At 57.4% G+C, this 19,189-nt stretch carries 16 protein-coding genes; 6 read left to right on the forward strand and 10 right to left on the reverse strand.

Going from position 1 to position 19,189, the window contains the following annotated elements:
- Nucleotides 1-218: 218 nt before the first annotated feature.
- Entirely contained in the window at nt 219-1,538 is a 1,320-nt protein-coding gene (locus LC093_RS17505; RefSeq protein ID WP_226667894.1) for a nitrate- and nitrite sensing domain-containing protein, read from the forward strand.
- A gap of 19 nt (nt 1,539-1,557) precedes the next feature.
- Here the strand turns inward: LC093_RS17505 and LC093_RS17510 are convergent, their stop codons facing one another.
- From LC093_RS17510 to metG, 6 genes are all read right to left on the reverse strand, one after another.
- Nucleotides 1,558-1,752: a hypothetical protein gene (locus LC093_RS17510; RefSeq protein ID WP_226667896.1), complete on the reverse strand. Its 195-nt coding sequence runs from the start codon at nt 1,750-1,752 to the stop codon at nt 1,558-1,560.
- A gap of 25 nt (nt 1,753-1,777) precedes the next feature.
- Nucleotides 1,778-2,293, reverse strand: a complete 516-nt coding sequence (locus LC093_RS17515) for a hypothetical protein (protein WP_226667898.1) — start codon at nt 2,291-2,293, stop codon at nt 1,778-1,780.
- 112 nt (nt 2,294-2,405) lie between these two features.
- Complete coding sequence (locus tag LC093_RS17520; RefSeq protein WP_226667900.1) at nt 2,406-2,687, reverse strand: DUF883 family protein; 282 nt, start codon at nt 2,685-2,687, stop codon at nt 2,406-2,408.
- Nucleotides 2,688-2,890: 203 nt separating this feature from the next.
- Nucleotides 2,891-5,494: a zinc-dependent metalloprotease gene (locus tag LC093_RS17525; protein ID WP_226667902.1), complete on the reverse strand. Its 2,604-nt coding sequence runs from the start codon at nt 5,492-5,494 to the stop codon at nt 2,891-2,893.
- 358 nt (nt 5,495-5,852) lie between these two features.
- On the reverse strand, nt 5,853-6,794 hold the full coding sequence (locus LC093_RS17530) for a D-2-hydroxyacid dehydrogenase (RefSeq protein WP_226667905.1): 942 nt from the start codon (nt 6,792-6,794) through the stop codon (nt 5,853-5,855).
- Between the two features lie 139 nt (nt 6,795-6,933).
- Nucleotides 6,934-8,976 carry a methionine--tRNA ligase gene (gene metG / locus LC093_RS17535; RefSeq protein ID WP_226667907.1) on the reverse strand — a complete coding sequence of 681 codons (2,043 nt, stop codon included), beginning with the start codon at nt 8,974-8,976 and terminating at the stop codon, nt 6,934-6,936.
- 292 nt (nt 8,977-9,268) lie between these two features.
- Between metG and apbC the strand changes: the two genes are divergently transcribed.
- The 3 genes from apbC to LC093_RS17550 all read left to right on the forward strand — a co-directional run bounded on the left by apbC (nt 9,269) and on the right by LC093_RS17550 (nt 11,741).
- Nucleotides 9,269-10,429 (forward strand): iron-sulfur cluster carrier protein ApbC, encoded by a 1,161-nt coding sequence (apbC, locus tag LC093_RS17540; RefSeq protein WP_319004947.1) that lies wholly within the window; start codon nt 9,269-9,271, stop codon nt 10,427-10,429.
- 160 nt (nt 10,430-10,589) lie between these two features.
- Nucleotides 10,590-10,970 (forward strand): hypothetical protein, encoded by a 381-nt coding sequence (locus LC093_RS17545; RefSeq protein ID WP_226667909.1) that lies wholly within the window; start codon nt 10,590-10,592, stop codon nt 10,968-10,970.
- 387 nt (nt 10,971-11,357) lie between these two features.
- The gene (locus tag LC093_RS17550; protein ID WP_226667910.1) at nt 11,358-11,741 is read left to right on the forward strand and encodes a hypothetical protein; all 384 of its coding nucleotides are present in this window, start codon (nt 11,358-11,360) and stop codon (nt 11,739-11,741) included.
- An 18-nt stretch (nt 11,742-11,759) separates the two neighbouring features.
- Here the strand turns inward: LC093_RS17550 and LC093_RS17555 are convergent, their stop codons facing one another.
- Nucleotides 11,760-12,755, reverse strand: a complete 996-nt coding sequence (locus LC093_RS17555) for a rhodanese-related sulfurtransferase (RefSeq protein WP_226667913.1) — start codon at nt 12,753-12,755, stop codon at nt 11,760-11,762.
- Nucleotides 12,756-13,009: 254 nt separating this feature from the next.
- Here LC093_RS17555 and LC093_RS17560 point away from each other — a divergent pair, with 254 nt between their 5' ends.
- Entirely contained in the window at nt 13,010-13,276 is a 267-nt protein-coding gene (locus LC093_RS17560) for a hypothetical protein (protein WP_226667914.1), read from the forward strand.
- 259 nt (nt 13,277-13,535) lie between these two features.
- Nucleotides 13,536-14,210 (forward strand): hypothetical protein, encoded by a 675-nt coding sequence (locus tag LC093_RS17565; protein WP_226667915.1) that lies wholly within the window; start codon nt 13,536-13,538, stop codon nt 14,208-14,210.
- An 87-nt stretch (nt 14,211-14,297) separates the two neighbouring features.
- On the opposite strand, the gene LC093_RS17570 is transcribed toward LC093_RS17565, so the two are convergent.
- The 3 genes from LC093_RS17570 to LC093_RS17580 form a co-directional block, all read right to left on the reverse strand.
- Complete coding sequence (locus LC093_RS17570) at nt 14,298-14,723, reverse strand: 3D domain-containing protein (protein ID WP_226667916.1); 426 nt, start codon at nt 14,721-14,723, stop codon at nt 14,298-14,300.
- A gap of 624 nt (nt 14,724-15,347) precedes the next feature.
- On the reverse strand, nt 15,348-16,055 hold the full coding sequence (locus LC093_RS17575; RefSeq protein ID WP_226667918.1) for a tetratricopeptide repeat protein: 708 nt from the start codon (nt 16,053-16,055) through the stop codon (nt 15,348-15,350).
- 25 nt (nt 16,056-16,080) lie between these two features.
- Nucleotides 16,081-19,152: an FAD-binding and (Fe-S)-binding domain-containing protein gene (locus LC093_RS17580; RefSeq protein ID WP_226667920.1), complete on the reverse strand. Its 3,072-nt coding sequence runs from the start codon at nt 19,150-19,152 to the stop codon at nt 16,081-16,083.
- Nucleotides 19,153-19,189: the final 37 nt, after the last annotated feature.

Consider the following 19,189-nt stretch of genomic DNA (forward strand, 5'->3'; position numbering starts at 1 on the left):
GGAAGGAGGCCGGGTTGTGATCCGGCTGGCGCGGGCCAGTATGTGTCCGCGCCTTTTTTCTGTGCGCTTTCTCCAGGTTGCCCTTTTTTGGTTCGCGGCAGAGAGGCTTGCAGCGACAGGTCATCGGGGGGCGGAATCTGGAATATTTATTGCTGTGGCAATGGTAGTTACTGAAATCTTCATTGCTGATAACCACTATTTTAAAAGGGTACAAGGCCATGTCTGCCTACTGTGACGATGCTGAAAAGTTTCTGCTCGCGGCCAAGCGCGCTGAAATTCAGGCCCTGGAGCGCCTGTGTGCCACCAGTGAGCTGGTGACGACAGTGTCTGAGCTGGTACACCAGCTACAGCGAGAACGAGGTATCAGCAATATCTACCTGGTTTCTGACGGGGCGCGTTTCAAGGGGCAGAGGGAAACTCAAATCCAAAATGGCGAGCTGAACGAACAGTGCTTTCGCCAGCTGTTGCACGATCACTACCTGAATCGCGATGAGCAGCGCAATATGCGCCTGTTGAACAGCATCGCCTATACCCTGCACGGGCTCGATGGGTTGCCGGGGTTACGTGAGCAGGTTGGAAGCCTCGCCATCAGCGCACTGGATGCCACCAGTGCCTATTGCCGGGTGGTCGCGGGTTTGCTTGCGGTCGTGTTTGAGGCGGCGGACGTGGCTGATGACCCGGAAGTAACACGGAGCCTGGTGGCGTTGTTCAATTTTATGCAGGCCAAGGAGTTTGCCGGACAGGAACGCGCTTGGGGCGCGATCGGATTTGCTGGCAGTCATTTTGATGCGAGCCTGCACGACCGACTGTCTCAATTGCAGGAGTGCCAACAGAGCAGCCTCGCGGTATTTACCGAGTTTGCCATTGAACAGGAAAAGGCCCGCTGGGAAGAAATCGAGAGTGGCCCGGCTGCGGCAGATTTACAGCGGCTGCGCCAGATCATCGTCGGACTCAAACCCGGCGAGCCAATTGCCGCGGATATCAGCGAGATCTGGTACGAGCTGGCTACAGAACGTATCGACAGTATGCACGGTCTGGAAGACTCCATGGCTGCCCGGCTGCTGGCGATCAGCCGCAAGCGGGTATCCCAGGCCCAGGCTGAACTGGCTCGTCATTACGCACGGCTGCAGGAACTGAAATCCGGGCGCTGGCCAGAGGCGCCGGCACTCACCATGCTGTTTGATCCGGCGGTACCAGGACTTACCGGCAGTGTCTCCGATAGCAGTGTTACCCCAATAGGCTCCCAGCACCTTGCCCACTCGCTCTACGACCTGATTCGGGCCCAGGTCGCGCATATTCGTGAAGTCAGTGAAGAGCTTGAGCAAGCCCGCCGCGCGCTTTCCGAGCGCAAACAAATAGAGCGGGCCAAGGGCGTCCTGATGCGTACGTTTAAAATGAATGAGGACGATGCGTACCGAACCATGCAGCAGCGTGCGATGGAAATGAACCTCAAGCTGGTGGAGGTGGCAGAAAAAATTCTGGAAATGGGGCAGCGTGAATCAGAGAAGAATCAACACAGGGATAGTGTGCCGGCCTAACGTTAGCGGCGTCGGTATATCAGAACGTCCTCAAGGTCATATACCAGCGCAGCAGTGTCGCAGGCGCCGGCGTAGCAAAGAAACGTTCCGCCAGATAGCCGCAGGCAAAAGCCACACTCAGGGCCACGGACAAGGGTACTTTTCGAGCTCGGTGTAGTGCCTGTTGCTTCTGATCCGTTAACAGGTATACCGCCCCGTGACGTTGACGATCCATATCTTTACTGCACTTGCGTATGCGCTTATTTAAAGAACTCAGTGACATCGTTCAGCGCCTCCCGGGCCTGTCTTTTCGTCTCTTCGAAACCGAGTAATTTACGCAGCTGATTGATGTAAATCGCAATCCCGGCGAGGAGTAAAACCTGAGTGAATAGAAACACCGCAAAGCCCACATAAATGGATTGTGAGAAGTAGTAGCCAAGCAAACCGAGGCCGCCACACAGGCTGACGAACAATACGAAGGCCAGAGGTAGCAGTATCAGTGACAGTGCGGCGATGCGCTTGCCTGCACTCAGCGTGCGGTCCAGCTCCAGCTGAGCCAGGGTCGAGAAATTACTGAACCAGGCGGATGTCAGTGACAGCGTCGCTTGTGCGCGGGTCATTACATTTTCAACGTCTTCTTCAAACGCACTACCTGTGTCCCGGGTGGTATCGAACTCCTCAGTGGCAGCCCGGGCATCCCAGCGATTGTCATCCTCGCGACGGTCATACTTGTGAAATGTATCGCGAGGTCCATCGGACCGGTTTGGTTCACCCATACAAAACATTCCCCTGAATCGAAGCTGCTCATAGAAGCGGGTAGAGGGACGAACAAAAACGACTGTGCCGAAGTACAGTCGCCTTCTGGATCACCGGGAACCGCTGAGAACGCTATTTCATCAGTTTGGCAATCACCCAGCCCACTGCGAATGCGCAACCTACTGCCATGAGCGGATGGTCCTTGATACGGGATTCAGCACGTTCAGTGACGTCCTGGGCGCGCTGGCGATTGCGCTCCACCGAGTCTTTGGCTTTGGTCTTCAGGTGGTCTGCGGTTTCGTGGGCCCGGTCCTTCACGTGACTCGCGGCATCGTGTGCAGCTTCACCGGCGAGATTGTATGCCTCGTGCAGTTTTTCCCGGCTGGAGTTCGTGTTCGGTTTGGCGCTAGCCATAGCGTGCTCCTTCATTGAAGAAAGGTTGTCTTCTAATCCTATAGTCGGCCTGGCCCGTTACCACGGAAATCGAAGGAACTTAGTACGCTGCGCTAGTGAGTCTGCGCGGTCAGGTGTAATTGCAATGGTTTCGTGCGGGGTATAAACGAGAAGGGGATATAAGGAAAGACAGGCAGCCGTAGTGCACGGCTGCCTGTTGCCTGTCAGGCGGCGGTTTGAACTGTGTTGGGGTTCAAAGCCTGGCGAATGATGAACTGGATATGCTCCTTGTGGGCCCGCGATGCAGGTTCATTGCCACGGGAATCCAGCTGCCGTTCTATTTGCTTGAGTGAATAGCGGGCCAGGGCCTGCGCCTGCTGCTGGCGGGCGCCATCCTTGGTGGCGCTGGCGAGGCCGATCAGGCGGTCGACATATTCCCGCTGCAGGTTCTGGCGGAAACTGTTGACGTTGCTGGTTGCATCCGCGCCGAAGATCGCCAGGTTCAGATCCGCGTAGAGGTCCGTCATGGAGTACTCGTTCCCGTACAGGGCGGAATCCTGTATCCGTTTCAGGACCACCGGGTTCAGCAGGTGATCGAGTACGGATTTCTGCATTTGCAGGACCACATCGTGTACTTTGGGGTCTTCGGTTTTGCCATAGAAGAAGAACCAGCGGCGCTGTTGCTGCAACTGTCTCAGGAGTTCCGGTGACAGGTGCAGGGCATCCGGCGCGAAGACATGCTCTTCAAGCACTTCCATCGCACGTTTTTGCTCGGTAGCGTCCATAGGGCGGAACGGGTCCTCGCCACCCTCCTGGCCGACCATGGAGCGATCGACCCGCACTCCGCCCACATAGCGGGACACGGTCTGCGCGGCGCGTGCGTAGTAGCCCAGGGCGAGATTGGCCCCGTATACCAGTTCCTGCCGCGACTCTCCCTGTTTCAGCAGGCGGTCCGCCATGGTATCCAGCATCAACTGGCTGCGCTCGAACTGGTTCTGGGCGTAGCCGATAGCATCCTGGCTCATGTCGTTGATCATAATGCGCGGGTCAATACCGGCGCCCGGCATGCGCATATCATCGGCGTCGTTGCCAAAGGCCAGCGCCGGGTCGGTAGAGCGCGCGAGTATATTGCTGAGGCGTTGTTCTTCTTCCGCGGCATCGGGAGTGGCGGTGGAATAGCCGTATTCGATTGCCCAGCGGTCGTAGGCGCCGGGCTCCACAACATAAAACTGTCCCTGCTCCATACCCACGGGTGCCAGGTTGGGTGCCGGGTAATCCATCACCGATGCAACCAGCCCATGTTTACGGGTCATTTCAGCATCGAAAATGGTGTCGAGCGGCGATTGCTGGCTGGCGATAAAGTTGTGGTTGAGGCCGAGGGTGTGGCCAACCTCATGCAGCACCAGGAAGTAGAGGAACTCCTCGGCAAAGCGGTTGCTGGTGGCCTCTTCCGCGCCCATGGCACTCAGGGCCGCGGCACCGAAGGCGCCTCCCTGGTAAATCGGGGCGTGGCTCACTTGCAGCGGGTTAAAGCGGCCGCCGGCTTGCGCGCTGGATGCGGCGGGTACATCAAACATGCCCGGCATTCTCGACATGTTTTGCATGGCGATCAGCTCGAGCATGATATCGGCGCCGAGAATTTCGCCGGTCAGCGGGTTGGCGACAGAAGGCCCGTAGCCGCCAAATTGTGGTTTGGGGGAGGCGGTCCAGCGCAGTACGTTGTAGCGCAGGTCGCCCGCATCCCAGTCGGCGTCGTCCGGTTGTACTTTGACCTGGACGGCATCCTTGAAGCCCGCCTGCTCGAATGCCTTGTTCCAGGCCAGGGTGGCATCGCGAATGGTGTCCCGGTATTCCAGCGGGGTCGTATTTTCGATCCACCAGACGATGGGTTTTACCGGCTCGGATATTTTCGCCAGGGGGTTTTTCTTTACCAGGTGCCAGCGGTTGATAACGTCGCCGTAAGGAGCCACTTCATCCGAAGTCATAACCTGCTTGAGACTGGTGAAATATCCGAGTCGCGGGTCGTCGCGGCGCGGTACAAAGTCATTCTCCGGCGCCTGGATCAGGATATGGCGAATACTGAATGCCAGGCTGCGCTCGTCACCCACGGCAAAATCGCGGATATCCTGGCCAAAATTCTTGGGTAACACCGGTTCTGGGTTTTCGTAGACGTATTCCACTTCCACATCGGTGTTCTGCGGGTAATTGTACAGACCGACATAGCTGGTTTTGTCTTCATTCAGTTTGCCAATGGGCAGTCTGTCTCCCGGTTTCGCTTCGGGATTCGGGGATGACTTCAGTTGGCGCAGGGACTCTGCCAGAAACAGCTTGTCCGCATTGATGAATATGGCGCCGCTATCTTTATCTTCCGCCTCGATCTTCAGCGAAGCGAGCAGTGGGCGGTTCAGGTTGGCCTGGCTCGCGCGGCTGATCGGGTTTTTCGGGTCAAAGGTGAAAACCGTATTTTCCTGACGCACCTGCACCTTGTCGAAGTGGCGTTCGAAATGCAAAACCCGCGGCTCGAAATAAATACCCGTCAGGTGCTGGAATTCATCACTCTGGGTACCCTGGCTGACCTGCATATGATGCAGGATATCTTTACCCAGTTGATTGGGATCGATCTTCAGGTAAACGCTGCCGGTTTTCTGGTTCTGGTACAGATCGAACAGACCAGCAAAATGCTCGCTGTCTTTGGTGATTTCCGAGACCGGCTTCAGGTCACCGTTTGAGGTTTCGGTATTATTTGGGGTGTCTTCGCCGCAGGCAGCAATAAGCAACGAAAACGCCGCGGCAGAAATAACTTTCGCCGCTCGCGCTAGAATGGCCATGATTCAAATCCTTTTTATATGTATGGGCTGTCATGACAGGTGTTCAAACAGCCGTACTTCTTCCTGTTGACGGGTCGAGTTAATCAAATACTCCCCGGTAAAGTCCAGTTGGGTGGGCGTAGTTGGATAAAGAAATGCGTATTCTTTGAGGTATTCGCAGGAGAATGTCAGGAGCGAAAGGTTTTTGGTTTATTTTGGCGCCATGAATAAATCGGCAGGTCGGTAAGCAAGGCTCTGCGATTCTGGACGGGACAGGTGCGAGTTGATTGCGTGACGTTGACGCGGCTCGAATGCGCGCTGCAAAGGTTTATCCGAATCCGAAATGTTTACAGCCCGGGGCGCGCGCAGCTGAGTGTTATCAGCCCGCGTTCCCCGCTTTCCAATCTTCGATATTTCGTACCACGCCACTCAGCAGCCTCTGGCGACTTTCACGGCTGATCCAGGCATTGTGGGGGGTGATGATCAGGTTGGGGATATTGTTGGCCAGCAATGGGTGGTTTGCAGGTGGGGGTTCAACGCTCAAGACATCCAGTGCGGCGCCAGCAATGGTGCCATTGTTCAGTGCATCGACCAGTGCCCGTTCATCAATCAGCCCACCACGGGCGGTATTGATCAAAAATGCCGAGTTTTTCATGCCAGCGAGAAAATCCTCATTGACCAGCTTGTCGGTATTTTCCGTAAGCGGGCAATGCAGACTGACCACGTCCGACTCGGCAAGCAACCTGGCCAGAGGCACGCGGCCGGGTTTTTGCTCGCCGGTGAAGGAGTCGGAGATCAGAATCGTCATCCCCAGAGCTTCGCCGAGCTGTGCCACTTTTTGTCCGAGGTCACCGTAGCCGATAATGCCGAGGTTTTTGCCGGCGAGTTCGAGTACCGGGTAATCGAGCCTGCAGAAAATATCGGACTGACTCCAGCGCCCGGCTTTGACGTCGGCGTCATACTGGTGCCAGCGAGTGGCGAGGGCGAGGATCAGGGCGAGGGTGTGCTGTGCCAGCGAGCTGCCGGTATAGCCACTGACATTCCGTACAGGAATGTTTTTCTCGGCGGCTGCGTCGAGGTCGATATTATTGGTGCCGGTGGCACAAACACAGATGAGCTTGAGCCTGGGAGCACCCTCGATCAAGGCGCGGTCGAGTACGACTTTATTGGTGATCACCACCTCGGCTTCCGCAATACGCCGCGCCGTTTCCTCGGGTGCTGTGGTCTCGAAAAATTCCCAATGTTCGAGAGACTTTTCCAGGGCGAAGGTTTCCAGCTCCTCCAGCTTCATGGTTGAAGTATCAAGAAAAACACCACGCATCTTTGCCTCTCGTTTTTAACCGAAAATGGGCACTGAATCCGTAGGAGCCTGCTTGCAGGCGAACAGGGGCAGTTCAATGCCGGGACTGTTCGCCTGCAAGCAGGCTCCTACAGGTTGGTATTGCGGTTGCGGTGTGTTTTTACAGCACCCGCATGCCTGGTTGTGCGCCTTCGTGCGGTTCCAGGATCCACAGGTCTTTACCACCCGGGCCGGCTGCCAGCACCATACCTTCACTCACACCAAAGCGCATTTTGCGCGGCGCCAGGTTGGCCACCATCACCGTGAGCTTGCCTTCCAGGTCTTCCGGCTTGTAAGCGCTCTTGATACCGGAGAATACCTGGCGGGTTTCACCGCCCAGATCCAGGGTGAGCTTCAGCAGCTTGCCCGCACCTTCCACGTGCTCGGCCTTGGCGATCAGCGCCACACGCAGGTCCACCTTGGCGAAATCGTCAAACTGGATTTCCTCCGCGATCGGATCGTCCGCCAGCGGGCCTGTGGCCGCGGGCTTGGATTCTGCCTGCAGTTGCGCAAGTGATTCCTGCGCAGCTTCAACCACTGCGTCTACCTGGGTTTTCTCCACACGCTGCATCAACGGCTTGAACTTGTTGATGGTGTGGCCTGCCAGCGGAGTAGTCGCTGCGTGCCAGTCCAGGGAAACACCGAGGAATTCTTCCGCTTTCTTGGCGGTTTCCGGCAGAACCGGCGCCAGCCAGGTGATCAGTGCGCGAAACATGTTTACGCCCTGGGAGCAGATCGCCAGGACTTCCGCTTCCTTGCCTTCTTCCTTGGCCAGAGACCAGGGTGCCTTGTCGGCAATCCAGGCATTGGCCGCGTCTGCCAGCGCCATGATTTCACGGGTCGCGCGGCTGTATTCACGGGCCTCAAAGAATTCGGTGATACGCGGGGCTGCGTCCACAAACTGCTGCCACAGGGTCTCGTCAGCCAGCTCTGCGGACAGGACACCACCGGATTTGCTGACGAACTTGGCCGTGCGGGAAGCGATATTGACCACTTTGCCCACCAGGTCCGAATTCACCTTGGCGACAAAGTCTTCCAGGTTCAGGTCCAGGTCGTCGACGCCGGCGGTGAGCTTGGCGGCAAAGTAGTAGCGCAGGTACTCCGGATCCAGGTGATCGAGGTAGTTGCGCGCATTGATAAAGGTGCCGCGGGATTTGGACATCTTCTTGCCGTTCACGGTGAGGAAGCCGTGCACGCAGACTTTGGTCGGGGTGCGGAATTCGGAAGAATCCAGCATGGCCGGCCAGAACAGGGCGTGGAAATTGACGATGTCCTTACCGATAAAGTGGTAAACCTCGGCGGTGCTGTCTTTTTTCCAGTACTCCAGCCAGTCGCCGCCGTTGTTGTCGCCCTTCTTGTCAAAATAGTTTTTCAGGCTCGCCATATAACCGATCGGCGCGTCCAGCCATACGTAGAAATACTTGCCCGGTGCATCGGGGATCTCGAAGCCAAAGTAGGGCGCATCGCGGGAGATATCCCACTCCTGAAGCCCCTCGTCCAGCCACTCGGACAGCTTGTTGGCTACTTCGCCCTGTAGGGTACCGGAGCGGGTCCAGGTCTTCAGGAAATCGGTGAAGGCCGGCAGGGTGAAGAAGAAGTGTTCGGACTCCTTCTCAACCGGGGTGGCTCCGGAGATTGCAGAAATAGGGTTAATCAGCTCGGTGGGGCTGTAGGTTGCGCCACAGGCTTCGCAGTTATCGCCGTACTGGTCTTCGGTCTTGCAGCGTGGACAGGTGCCCTTGATGTAGCGGTCCGCCAGGAACAGTTGTTTTTCCGGGTCGAAGGCCTGGGTAATAGTGCGGGAGGCGATATGGCCATTCTCGCGCAGGCGCTTGTAGATCATCGCGGACAGCTCGCGATTCTCTTCCGAGTGAGTGGAGTGGTAGTTATCCACACCGATCAGGAAGCCGGCGAAATCGCGCTCGTGCTCCGCCTGCATGTTGGCAATGTGCTGTTCCGGTGTCAGGCCCAGTTGCTCCGCCTTCAGCATGATCGCTGTGCCGTGGGCGTCGTCGGCGCACATGTACAGGCACTGATTACCCTGAGCGCGCTGGAAGCGGGCCCAGATATCGGTCTGGATATACTCGAGGATATGGCCCAGGTGCAGGGAACCGTTGGCGTACGGGAGTGCACTGGTAACTAGAATATTGCGGGGCTGCGACATCATTGATTCCAAAGGCTGCGAGGCAGGTGACTGTTTGTTTTCCGGGGTAGCCAGCGAAGCGTCTGTATTCGCTGCCTGCACGGGCCGCCTACATTAGTAAGGGATGGCCTGTGCCGGTTCGAAACCGGATGGTGAGGCTGGAACTAGCCCGGTGTCTAAAAAGAGCGCGGAATATAGCAGAAATGGGCCCTGCAAGGCACCCGGGTCGCGGTCCTGTGCTCTTGTCAGGCATGTGCCGCTTAAACCACAATGCCGCCCACTCGACCCCTCAGACAGCTACAAGGAAATGCCTGTGAGCGACCACCACGATCACAATCACGATCATGACCACGAAGACCTCCCCGCCGGCGTCCAGGCGGCGCTCGAACATATCGCCGAAGCCCTGGGGCAGCTGGAGGATCCGGCTACCGGGCTGAAGCTCGACGAACTGGAGTCGGATATCGAGGTGGGCTATGACGATGGCACTGTATTCGCCGGCATTACCCTCGGTTATCCCTGTGCCAGCCAGCAGGAGGCATGGGCGGAGCGCATGCGCGCGGTGTGTGCGCCACTGCTTGCCTCTGGCGACTTGGCCGGTGCAGAACTTCAGGCTGAGCTGTTTTTTGACGTCCCCGCGACCTTCCCCGGCGACGTGCCAGAGCCGCTCAAGATGGTCAAAAACATCATCGCGGTAGCGTCTGGCAAGGGCGGGGTCGGCAAGTCCACCACTGCTGTAAACCTGGCGCTGGCGCTGGCGGCCGAGGGTGCGTCCGTTGGCTTGCTGGATGCCGATATCTACGGTCCCAGTTTGCCGACCATGCTCGGTACCGAAGGGGTGCGGCCGGAAGTGAAGGGCGGCAAGTTCTTCGTGCCGGTTCCTGCCTATGGCCTGAAGACCATGTCGCTCGGGTATCTGCTGACGGAAGACACCCCGGCGGTGTGGCGCGGGCCCATGGCCAGCGGCGCGCTGAACCAGATTCTGACCCAAACCCTGTGGGCGGACGATGGCGATGAGCTGGACTACCTGATCGTGGATATGCCTCCCGGCACCGGAGATATCCAGCTCACTCTGGCGCAGAAAGTCGCGCTTGCCGGCGCCGTGATTGTGACCACGCCCCAGGACCTGGCTTTGGTCGATGCGATCAAGGGAGTGGAAATGTTCCGTAAGGTATCGGTACCGGTGCTGGGTATTGTGGAAAATATGGCGCTGCACACCTGCTCCAATTGCGGACACCAGGAGCCGGTATTCGGTACTGGCGGTGGCGAAAGAATTGCTCGTGAATACGAAACCGCAGTGCTCGGTCAGCTGCCGCTGGCGATGTCGATCCGCGAGCAAGTGGATGGCGGCAAGCCGACGGTGGTGGCAGAGCCCGGCGGGGAAGTGGCGGCACTTTACGCCGGTATTGCCCGCAAGGCGGCGGCGCGAGCATGGCTGCTAAATGACGATAGCGCGCCAGAAATTGAGACTGACTGATCCGCGTACCGCTCTTCCTGGAACGAACGTGCCGGGTTGGCGATCAAATCACAAAGAGTTTCCAGGTTGGCACAGTTCCTGATGGCTGAAGTCAGGCTGTCAGTCGCATGGGTTACCCTGGTGAGGGATCACCGCGCGGCCGTTTAGTGGAGTTCTGAAATTGAGCTTTCAAATCCGGTTTGACCCGAACAGCCGAATTGTTCGGGCAACCTTTTTCGATGAGGTTTATCTGGCGGATAAAATCGCTTCCGCACGCCAGATCGCCGAAAAATTTGGCCACTTGCATCCGTTGCTGTTGATGGTAGATGTGCGCAGGGCAGATATTCGGCTCACCATAGAGGAACGCCAAGAATTTGGGACTTACACTGCGCAACTCGAAGGATTGAAACACGCTCGGACGGCAGTACTGCATGCGACGGATCGCAATGCCAATGTAGTAATCGACCGCTGGGCGCAATCTCATGGCCTGCAACTGGCTGAATTTATCACTGAAGCGGCGGCCGTCGAGTGGCTGCTGAGCGCAGAAGCCGTCACACAATAGCCGTTGCGGTTGAATGTTCTAAAAATTCGGCTTTGTTTGGATTATTGTTCCTAGCGCTGCCGTCCCAGATTCGTACACTTCATGCATTCCTGTCCTGTTACAACAAGCAAATGAGGATCTATTTGCTTGTTGGTCCCTTTTTTTTGTCAAAAAGAGACCTTTGTCCCATTTTTGGTGCAGGCCTTCAGGATCCGAAGCACTTTTGTAACAGTTTTGTAACAAAAGTGTAATATTCGGTTGGTTGTTTATGGCGCCAATACAGTTCAGGCGCAAATGTCAGGTAGTGGTTGGCGCCGTGTAGCTGGCGATTGCGGATGATGAAGGCGCGGTAGCAAAGACGCGGCAGGTTCCGCGGCGGAAGTACGGATGAATGGAGTTCCGGTAGTTATGAGTTTTCGGATTCGTTTTGACGCCCGCAACCGGGTGGCGCGCATGTTGTTCTACGGTGAGGCAACCTATGAAAATCGCGTGGAGGCGATACGCCAGCTGATCGCCAAGTACGGGCATTTAAAGCCACTGAGGGTTCTGGCGGACGTCAGGAAAGTGCAGAGTATGTCGATGACGGCAGAAGAGCAGGCGCGCCTGGGCACCTTTGCGGGCCGTACACTGGCAGCCCACGGCGCACGTATTGCGGTATTGAACAGCAATCAACTGAATACCACGGCAGTGATCCGCCATCGGGCGCGGGACGAAGGGCTGGAGCTCTTTCATTTCCTGACCGAAGGGGAGGCGCTGAGCTGGCTGACCAGCTCAGCGGAATTACCCGGATAGAGACCCGGGCAGGTTTGATTAGCCAGACTGCTGTTGCTTTTTCGCCGCTTCCATCTGCTTGCGGCGAAGAGCCTGCTTCTCCTGGCGGCGAGAAAGCGTGGTGGTCCGGGCGTCGTGCCCCAGATGGGTTTCACCACGTGTTTTCGCCAGTTGAATCTGCTTTTCCCGCTCGCGGAAACGGGTTTTATCCGACTCTGAAACCTTGTCGTAACAGTGTGGGCAGCTTACCCCCTGTTCGAACAGTTCAGACTGCATTTCTTCCTCGGTGACCGGCATGCGGCAGGCGTTGCACTGTTCATAGCTGCCTTTTTCCAGGTCGTGATTGACGGTTACGCGTTCGTCAAATACGAAGCACTCACCGCGCCAGAGGGTCTCTTCCTTCGGCACTTCTTCCAGGTATTTCAAAATACCACCGTGCAGGTGGTATACCTCATCAAAACCCTGTTCTTTAAGATACGCGGTGGATTTCTCGCAGCGGATACCGCCGGTACAGAACATGGCCACTTTCTTGTGCTTCTGCGGATCCAGGTGTTCTTTTACATAGTCCGGGAATTCGCGGAAGGTGGTGGTCTTGGGGTTCACCGCATGTTCGAAGGTACCGACTTCTACTTCGTAATCGTTGCGTGTGTCGATCAACAGAACTTCCGGGTCGGAAATCAGCGCGTTCCAGTCTTTGGGTTGGACGTAAGTGCCAACGGTCTGGCGGGGGTCGATTCCCTCAACACCCATAGTGACGATTTCCCGCTTCAGCTTGATCTTGCTGCGCAGGAACGGCATCTGCTCTGTGTAGGACTCTTTGTAATCCAGTTCCGCCAGGCGCGGGTCGGACTTGAGGTAGGCCAGCAGGGCGTCGATACCGGCGCGACTGCCGGCCACCGTACCGTTGATGCCTTCGCGGGCCAGCAGCAGGGTACCCCGCACTTCGTGTTTCAACAGCGTATTGAGCAGGGGTTCGCGCATCGACTCAAAGTTGTCCAGAGTGACAAACTTGTACAGCGCACAGACGACGATCATGAAGTTTCCTTATTTGCAGTCCGGAGCGTAATTCCGGGGCATGGATATCCTGCGGGTCACTCAGAAAATACGGTGCCCGGGGTGAAAATAGCCGCGCATTTTAACGGATTTCACTTTAGGTGTCGTACACTTTTTCGACAGCGCCGGGAAGTGGCTGACTGCTGGTTCACTACTGGTGTCAGCTTCCTCTCAAATCGGTAGAAGCGCTGCCAATCCATTTCCCCGAATCCGAGGCTGCCAGCGAGGTTGTGCCCATGGGCGACGAACAAACCACTTCCAAAGAATCCCCCCTGAGCCGGACATTCAGTGACGGCACCCACAGTGTCGACATTGATATTTATGAAGATGGTGAGGGTGGCTGGCTGCTGGAAATTGTGGACGAAAACAACAACACCACCGTGTGGGAAGATGTTTTCGACACCGATGAGGAGGCGCTCAGCGAGGCGCTGGATGCCCTGAAAGAGGAAGGGATCGGCGCTTTTATCGGGCCCGTGGAAGCGGGCGACGGTGAATCCTCCTGATGCATGGCCGCAGCAACCTAGTGTGCGTGACCGACATTAGCCAGTTCGTTTGCGAATAAATCCTGGTGTTGTCAGCAGGGCTTCGCATGGCTGCTATGGTTATACATAGAAGGGAATCGCGACAGTGTAACAGCACACCCAATCAAGGCGTCGCCTGAGGGCTGCAGGGAATGTTGCCCCGGCGGCGCCGGCTGTTGCCGGCGGCGATGCCGCACTTCGTACCGGCAATCTGCAGGCGTATGAATTGTGGTTGCTCTGCATGAAAACACTCTTTCCTTTCCTGACCCTCTCTTTTATCTGCTCTGTGAGCGCCATGCCGGCATTTTCCGGTATCGAGCTTGAGTTGTCGGATGCCCGCAAGATTGATGTGAACCTGGCGGAAGCGCGCCTGGTCGGCGAGCTGCAGGGCTATGCGATCGTCGCTGGCCGCAGCTGTATCGACTGCGATGAAAACACGGCCATCTACTTCGAGAAAATTGACGACGACACCGGGTGGAGCCACCCGCCAGCGTCAGACGACGAGCGTGCCGCGGCGCTTGGATTACTCGAGGATGACATTGCATCGTCCGCGGATGATGACGAGTCGGCGGGCGAGGATGATGAAGACCGGCCCCAGGCGGAAACTGGCGTAATTACCGAGGATCTCGACGGTGAACGTTTTACCTACCCGGGAAAATATCGCGACTATGAGACCAGGAAAGTGGTGGAAAAGACGCGCATGTTTTACGGCAACTGCTATGAAAACTCGCCGGCCGTGCTCTGGCTCAGCGAATACCTCACGGAAAAAGGCTGGGTGAAGACGGAGTACCTGATTGTGTTCAGGGAGGGTGGGGTAGAGCATCGCTACAATGAGGATCGCCAGCCGAGTATTTACTACATCGAAAATACTGCCTGCCGTGAAGTGCCCGGCATTGCCGCCAGCACTGAGCCCTAGATTGTTGGCGGCGCAAAAAACAAAAACCCCGCAGTAATGCGGGGTTTTGCGTTCTGGGGGTGAGAATCCCAGTCAGTCATCGGGCGATTACTTTTTATCGTGGTCCCAGATGATTTTCAGCTGCTTCTTACCCCACTTACGTGCCTTCTTGATGTCTTTCTCCATCCACACATCGATGCGGTTGGTGAAGCGCTTGTTCATCCGGTCGCGCACGGTGTAGGTGCCGGGCAGACCTTCAATGCGCACCTTGGTGCCGTTGGTCAGGCCGTGCTTCTCAAGGTCACGGGATACCGCGATGATTTTGTCACCGGGACGCAGCTTGTTGTTCCATGCCGCCATCCAGGGGTCATCGTCGGTTTGGCCTTTTACGGAGTTGTAGGCCGTAGCCGTGACCGTCATGGACTTCTTTTTCTTGGCGGCGGGTTCTTGCAGAGAGGCAAATGCCTCACCGCCGGTCATGGCAGCAATAAACGCGCCGAATACAAGTACGAATTTTTTCAGGCTCTGTCGCATAAGGATCTTACCTCCGAAAGCTTTTCGGTCGCAGACTGGAGTTGTCTGCTTAGCCTCCAAGTTGATTTCGTAATAAGTGATCAATGTTTGATCAGCTGGAGCCATATTAAAGATCGGGGGAGGGGAATCAATCGTTGCTGTGCCGCCGGCAAATTACCGGACAGATTGTCGTCTTGTTTTGGAGGAATGGAACTTGAGACTCTTAATTTCCTTTTACATGAAATACTCACCCTACAGATTACAGGCTGATGACAGTGATGGTCGCTCCTAAATCTTTTCTATGGGGATCTGGTTGCTAATCGCAAATCTACTATGACAACGATGTCATGCTTTGAATGTAGAAAAAATGATCAGCTCTGGGGAGAAGACCGGAGATTCCGTGGAACATAATTTTTTTTCATTTATTTGCGACCTCGCCGTCAGACCGGCGGGATTTCCCGGAAATTGAGAGAAACACACCTTGAGCCCGGGAAATTTCGGGCACTTCAGGCAATCTTCAGGCTATCAGGCCGATAGTATTAGGATATATATCCCGCCAATACAGGGGCTCAGGTAGCGAGCTTTCGCAGTACGCCTTGCTCGCTACGTGTCGGAAAGGGTGCCAAAGGCACTGTTTATGTGGGGCTATATGGGGGTGTTGTCGACAGGGCGGCTTGGATTGACCATTTCCCGCAGTGCCGTCAGGTAGGCCTGGTCTTCTTCCAGGTCGTCGAAACCGTGGTGGCGATCCAGGGTCACGGCCTGCTCCAGCCATTCGATGGCTTCTTCCAGATTGCCCTGCCATTCGCATACCTGGCCGATATTGAAGTAGGTGATCGCCAGGTTCTGCCAGTCTTCTTCTTTTTCCAGCTCGTTCAGGGCCGCCCGGTACAGTTGATAGGCATTGCGTAACATCTGTGCCCGTTGCTGTGGGTTGTCCACAGTGGCCGATTGCTGGTGGTAGGTATGGGCGAGGGCGGAGCGCACCCGCGCGGCTGAGTGCTCGAAGGGCAAACCGGGTGCCGATTCTATATAGGCGAGCACCGCCTGGAACTGGCTGCGGGCCAGCGGGTAGAGATCCGGGCGCTGGCCGCCGAGGGCATTCAGGATGATGCCGTAACGGTAGCGCAGGCGATGCTGCTGCGGCAGGTCATGGGTGAGGCTGGCGATGGCCCGCTCGTACAGCGGCAGGGCGGCACTGTAATCGCCGCCGAGGGCGTACTCCTCGGCATCGCCAATCAGCTGGGCCACCGGCTCTTCTGATTCATTGGGCTCCCCGTTGGCTGGCAGGGCCAGCCACAGGTTCAGGGCGAGGGCCGGGAGCAAAGTCGGCAGCAAGCGGGCCTGGTACATCGGGAGCGCCTCCAGTGGCGGCTTGTTAGTGGTTACTGACAGTAAACCCCGAATCTTCAATCTGTGCCAGTAGTGCTTGCAGCGGATGGCGTAATTCTTTTTGCGCAAAGCGCTTGCTCTGGCAGCGGCAGGAATAACCTGTTGCCAGAACTCCCTCGGTGTCCCCCTGCAGTTTCGGCGCCCAGGACTGCTGGAAGATAACCTTGGAGGTCTCCTTGTTGGCGGTCTCGTGGCCGTAGGTGCCGGCCATGCCGCAGCATCCCGCCGCTTCCGTTGCCAGCTCCATTCCCAGCGCGTTGAATACCTGCTGCCACTGGCGACTGGAGCCCGCTGCGTTTGACTGCTCGGTGCAGTGGGGCAGGAGGGTGAAACTGCGCTGCTGCAGGCGTTTCTTGTTGGTTGCCAGGTGTTCCGTATGTTCCGCCAGCCATTCCTGCAGCAGTAATACCTGCGGTGCTTTGTCGCCCAGCAGTTTTTTGTATTCGGAGCGGTAGGTCATGGTCATGGAGGGATCAATGCCCACCAGCGGGATACCGCTTTCTGCGAGGCTGTTGAGCATCGCACTATTGCCGGCGGCGACCTGCGCAAACTGGCGCAGGAAACCATGCACATGCAGAGGCTTGCCGTTGGCCCGGAACGGCGCCACCAGCGGGTTGAAGTCCAGCAGTTTGAGCAGGCGCAGGGTGTCCGCGACCACGTCGGCATCGAAATAACTGGTGAAAGCATCCTGCACGATCACTACCGCCTTCTGCCGCTGCGTTGGCCCCATGGCTTTGAGGCTGGCACTGCTGGCGTAAGGCACGCCGAGTTCCCGCATCGCCTTGTCCAGGCGGGTGGCGGACAGCGCCGGGGAATCCGCGAGCCCGAGGCCTTTCTCGAGTAGCCAGCGCACCGGCGTCAGTTTCAGCGGCCAGTTGTACAGCTGCGGGGCCCGGGCCAAGTGAGGCATGACAAACTCCAGGCCACCGACGAAGTAGTCCTTGAGCGGGCGCAGGTAGCGGCTGTAATAGAGTTCGAGGAATTTGGCGCGGAAGGTGGGGACATCCACCTTGATCGGGCACTGGCCAGCGCAGGACTTGCATGCCAGGCAGGCCTGCATGGACTCGTTGACCTCATGGCTGAAGTCATACTCGCCACGGGCCTTGGCCAGTGAGTTCTTGAAGCGTCCTGGCAGGCCGATGATAAAGGATTGCTCGCGGCTCTTGCGCGCCACGGCTTCGGGATCGACGGACCGGTCTGCCAGCAGACGCAGCCACTCACGGATCAGCGAGGCGCGGCCTTTGGGCGAGTGGATGCGGTTGCGGGTGCCCTTGTAGGAGGGGCACATGGCGTCGTCCGGGTTCCAGTTGAAGCAGGCACCGTTGCCGTTGCAGTAAACCCCTTCGGAATAGCCATCCCAGACCTGTACCGGAATCTGGCGGTCGTACTCGCCGCGGGTGGGCACCTTGTCGATCTTGAGCAGGCCGGAGGCGGCGCTGGGGGTGGCGATCTTGCCCGGGTTCAGCTGGTTGCGCGGGTCGAAGGCGGCCTTGATTTTCTGCAGCTCGGGGTAGAGTTCACCGAAAAATTCCGGGGCAAATTCCGAACGCACACCTTTGCCGTGCTCGCCCCACAGCAAGCCGTTGTATTTCTTGGCCAGTGCGACCACCTGCTCGGTGATAATGCGCACCTGTTTGGCTTGCTCCGGGTCTTTCATATCAATGGCCGGGCGCACGTGCAGGACGCCGGCGTCCACATGGCCAAACATGCCGTAGGCAAACCCGGCCTCATCCAGCGCGGCGCGGAATTCGGCAATGAAATCCGCGAGATTTTCCGGCGGTACTGCGCAGTCTTCCACAAATGGAATCGGGCGCTGTTTGCCCTGGGCATTGCCGAGCAGACCGACGGCCCGTTTGCGCATGCCCCAGATCTTGTTCACCTGCTGGTGACCACGGGCGATGGTGTAGCCAAAACTTTTGCCCTGCTGCCCGATCAGGCTGTCGACGTGGGCGGTGAACTTGTCGAGGGCCGCCTCCAGCGCCTGTTCGGAGTCCGCGGTGTACTCCACCAGGTTGATACCGTTTACGGGCCTGTCGTTCTGGGGGAAAAATTCACTCACGCTGTCCCACACGATGTCGCCCATGGCCAGCTGTAAAACCTTGCTGTCTACGGTCTCGATCGAGGTGGGGCCAGCCTTCATCAGGTCGGTGGCGTCCCTGAGGGCATCCTGGAAGTGGTCGTAATTCAGGTTTACCAGCGCCGCACATTTGGGGATCTTCAGCAGGTTCAGCTTGGCCTCGGCGATAAAGCCCAGGGTACCTTCGGAACCGCACAGGATATTGTTCAGGTTGAAACGGCCGTCTTTTTCCCGGTCGCGGATATGCGCCAGGTCGTAGCCGGTCAGGCAGCGGTTCAGTTTGGGGAATTTGGCTTCAATCAGTTCACGCTTGTCGCGGTCGATGGTGTCGCAGAGCTGGTGCACCCGCGCGGCGCGGCTGTTGGTATCGGTGACCTGTGCAAGGGTGTCGTCGTCGACGGCGTGGGAGTGCCACAGTTCGCCGCCCATCAGCACGGTTTTCAGTTCCAGAACGTGGTTGCGGGTTTTGCCATACACGCAGGAGCCCTGGCCCGAGGCGTCGGTATTGATCATGCCGCCAATGGTGGCGCGGTTACTGGTAGAGAGTTCCGGGGCGAAGAACAGCCCGTGGGGTTTGAGCGCGGCATTCAGCTGGTCCTTGACCACACCGGTCTGTACCCGCACCCAGCGCTCCTCGACATTGATCTCGAGGATGCGGTTCATGTGCCGGGAGATGTCCACAACGATACCGTCGGTCAGGGACTGACCATTGGTGCCGGTACCACCGCCACGGGGGGACAGCACCACTTTGTGGAATTCCTCTCGATCAGCCAGTTCCATCAGCAGCTGCAGGTCGTGTACATCCCGCGGGTAAACCACAGCCTGGGGCAGCACCTGGTAGATGGAGTTATCGGTGGCCAGCACCGTGCGGCTGGCGTAGCTTGGGCTGGTGTCGCCGTGGAAGTCGGCCTGTTTCAGTGCTTTGAGGAACTGCAGGTAGAGCGCCTGTACTTCGTCGATTTCGCGCAGTGCTGGAATCATTCCGGGCCCCGGGGTGCTTACTATTGGGTAACTGTAA

It is taken from the genome of Microbulbifer aggregans (genome assembly GCF_020524005.1).
Lineage (GTDB): Bacteria > Pseudomonadota > Gammaproteobacteria > Pseudomonadales > Cellvibrionaceae > Microbulbifer > Microbulbifer aggregans_A.

Excerpts from the sequence above, each read along its gene's own strand:
- LC093_RS17505 (WP_226667894.1), top strand. The coding sequence starts at position 219 with ATGTCTGCCTACTGTGACGATGCTGAAAAGTTTCTGCTCGCGGCCAAG.
- LC093_RS17510 (WP_226667896.1), bottom strand. The coding sequence starts at position 1,752 with ATGGATCGTCAACGTCACGGGGCGGTATACCTGTTAACGGATCAGAAG.
- LC093_RS17515 (WP_226667898.1), bottom strand. The coding sequence starts at position 2,293 with ATGGGTGAACCAAACCGGTCCGATGGACCTCGCGATACATTTCACAAG.
- LC093_RS17520 (WP_226667900.1), bottom strand. The coding sequence starts at position 2,687 with ATGGCTAGCGCCAAACCGAACACGAACTCCAGCCGGGAAAAACTGCAC.
- LC093_RS17525 (WP_226667902.1), bottom strand. The coding sequence starts at position 5,494 with ATGGCCATTCTAGCGCGAGCGGCGAAAGTTATTTCTGCCGCGGCGTTT.
- LC093_RS17530 (WP_226667905.1), bottom strand. The coding sequence starts at position 6,794 with ATGCGTGGTGTTTTTCTTGATACTTCAACCATGAAGCTGGAGGAGCTG.
- metG (WP_226667907.1), bottom strand. The coding sequence starts at position 8,976 with ATGTCGCAGCCCCGCAATATTCTAGTTACCAGTGCACTCCCGTACGCC.
- LC093_RS17550 (WP_226667910.1), top strand. The coding sequence starts at position 11,358 with ATGAGTTTTCGGATTCGTTTTGACGCCCGCAACCGGGTGGCGCGCATG.
- LC093_RS17555 (WP_226667913.1), bottom strand. The coding sequence starts at position 12,755 with ATGATCGTCGTCTGTGCGCTGTACAAGTTTGTCACTCTGGACAACTTT.
- LC093_RS17560 (WP_226667914.1), top strand. The coding sequence starts at position 13,010 with ATGGGCGACGAACAAACCACTTCCAAAGAATCCCCCCTGAGCCGGACA.
- LC093_RS17565 (WP_226667915.1), top strand. The coding sequence starts at position 13,536 with ATGAAAACACTCTTTCCTTTCCTGACCCTCTCTTTTATCTGCTCTGTG.
- LC093_RS17570 (WP_226667916.1), bottom strand. The coding sequence starts at position 14,723 with ATGCGACAGAGCCTGAAAAAATTCGTACTTGTATTCGGCGCGTTTATT.
- LC093_RS17575 (WP_226667918.1), bottom strand. The coding sequence starts at position 16,055 with ATGTACCAGGCCCGCTTGCTGCCGACTTTGCTCCCGGCCCTCGCCCTG.
- LC093_RS17580 (WP_226667920.1), bottom strand. The coding sequence starts at position 19,152 with ATGATTCCAGCACTGCGCGAAATCGACGAAGTACAGGCGCTCTACCTG.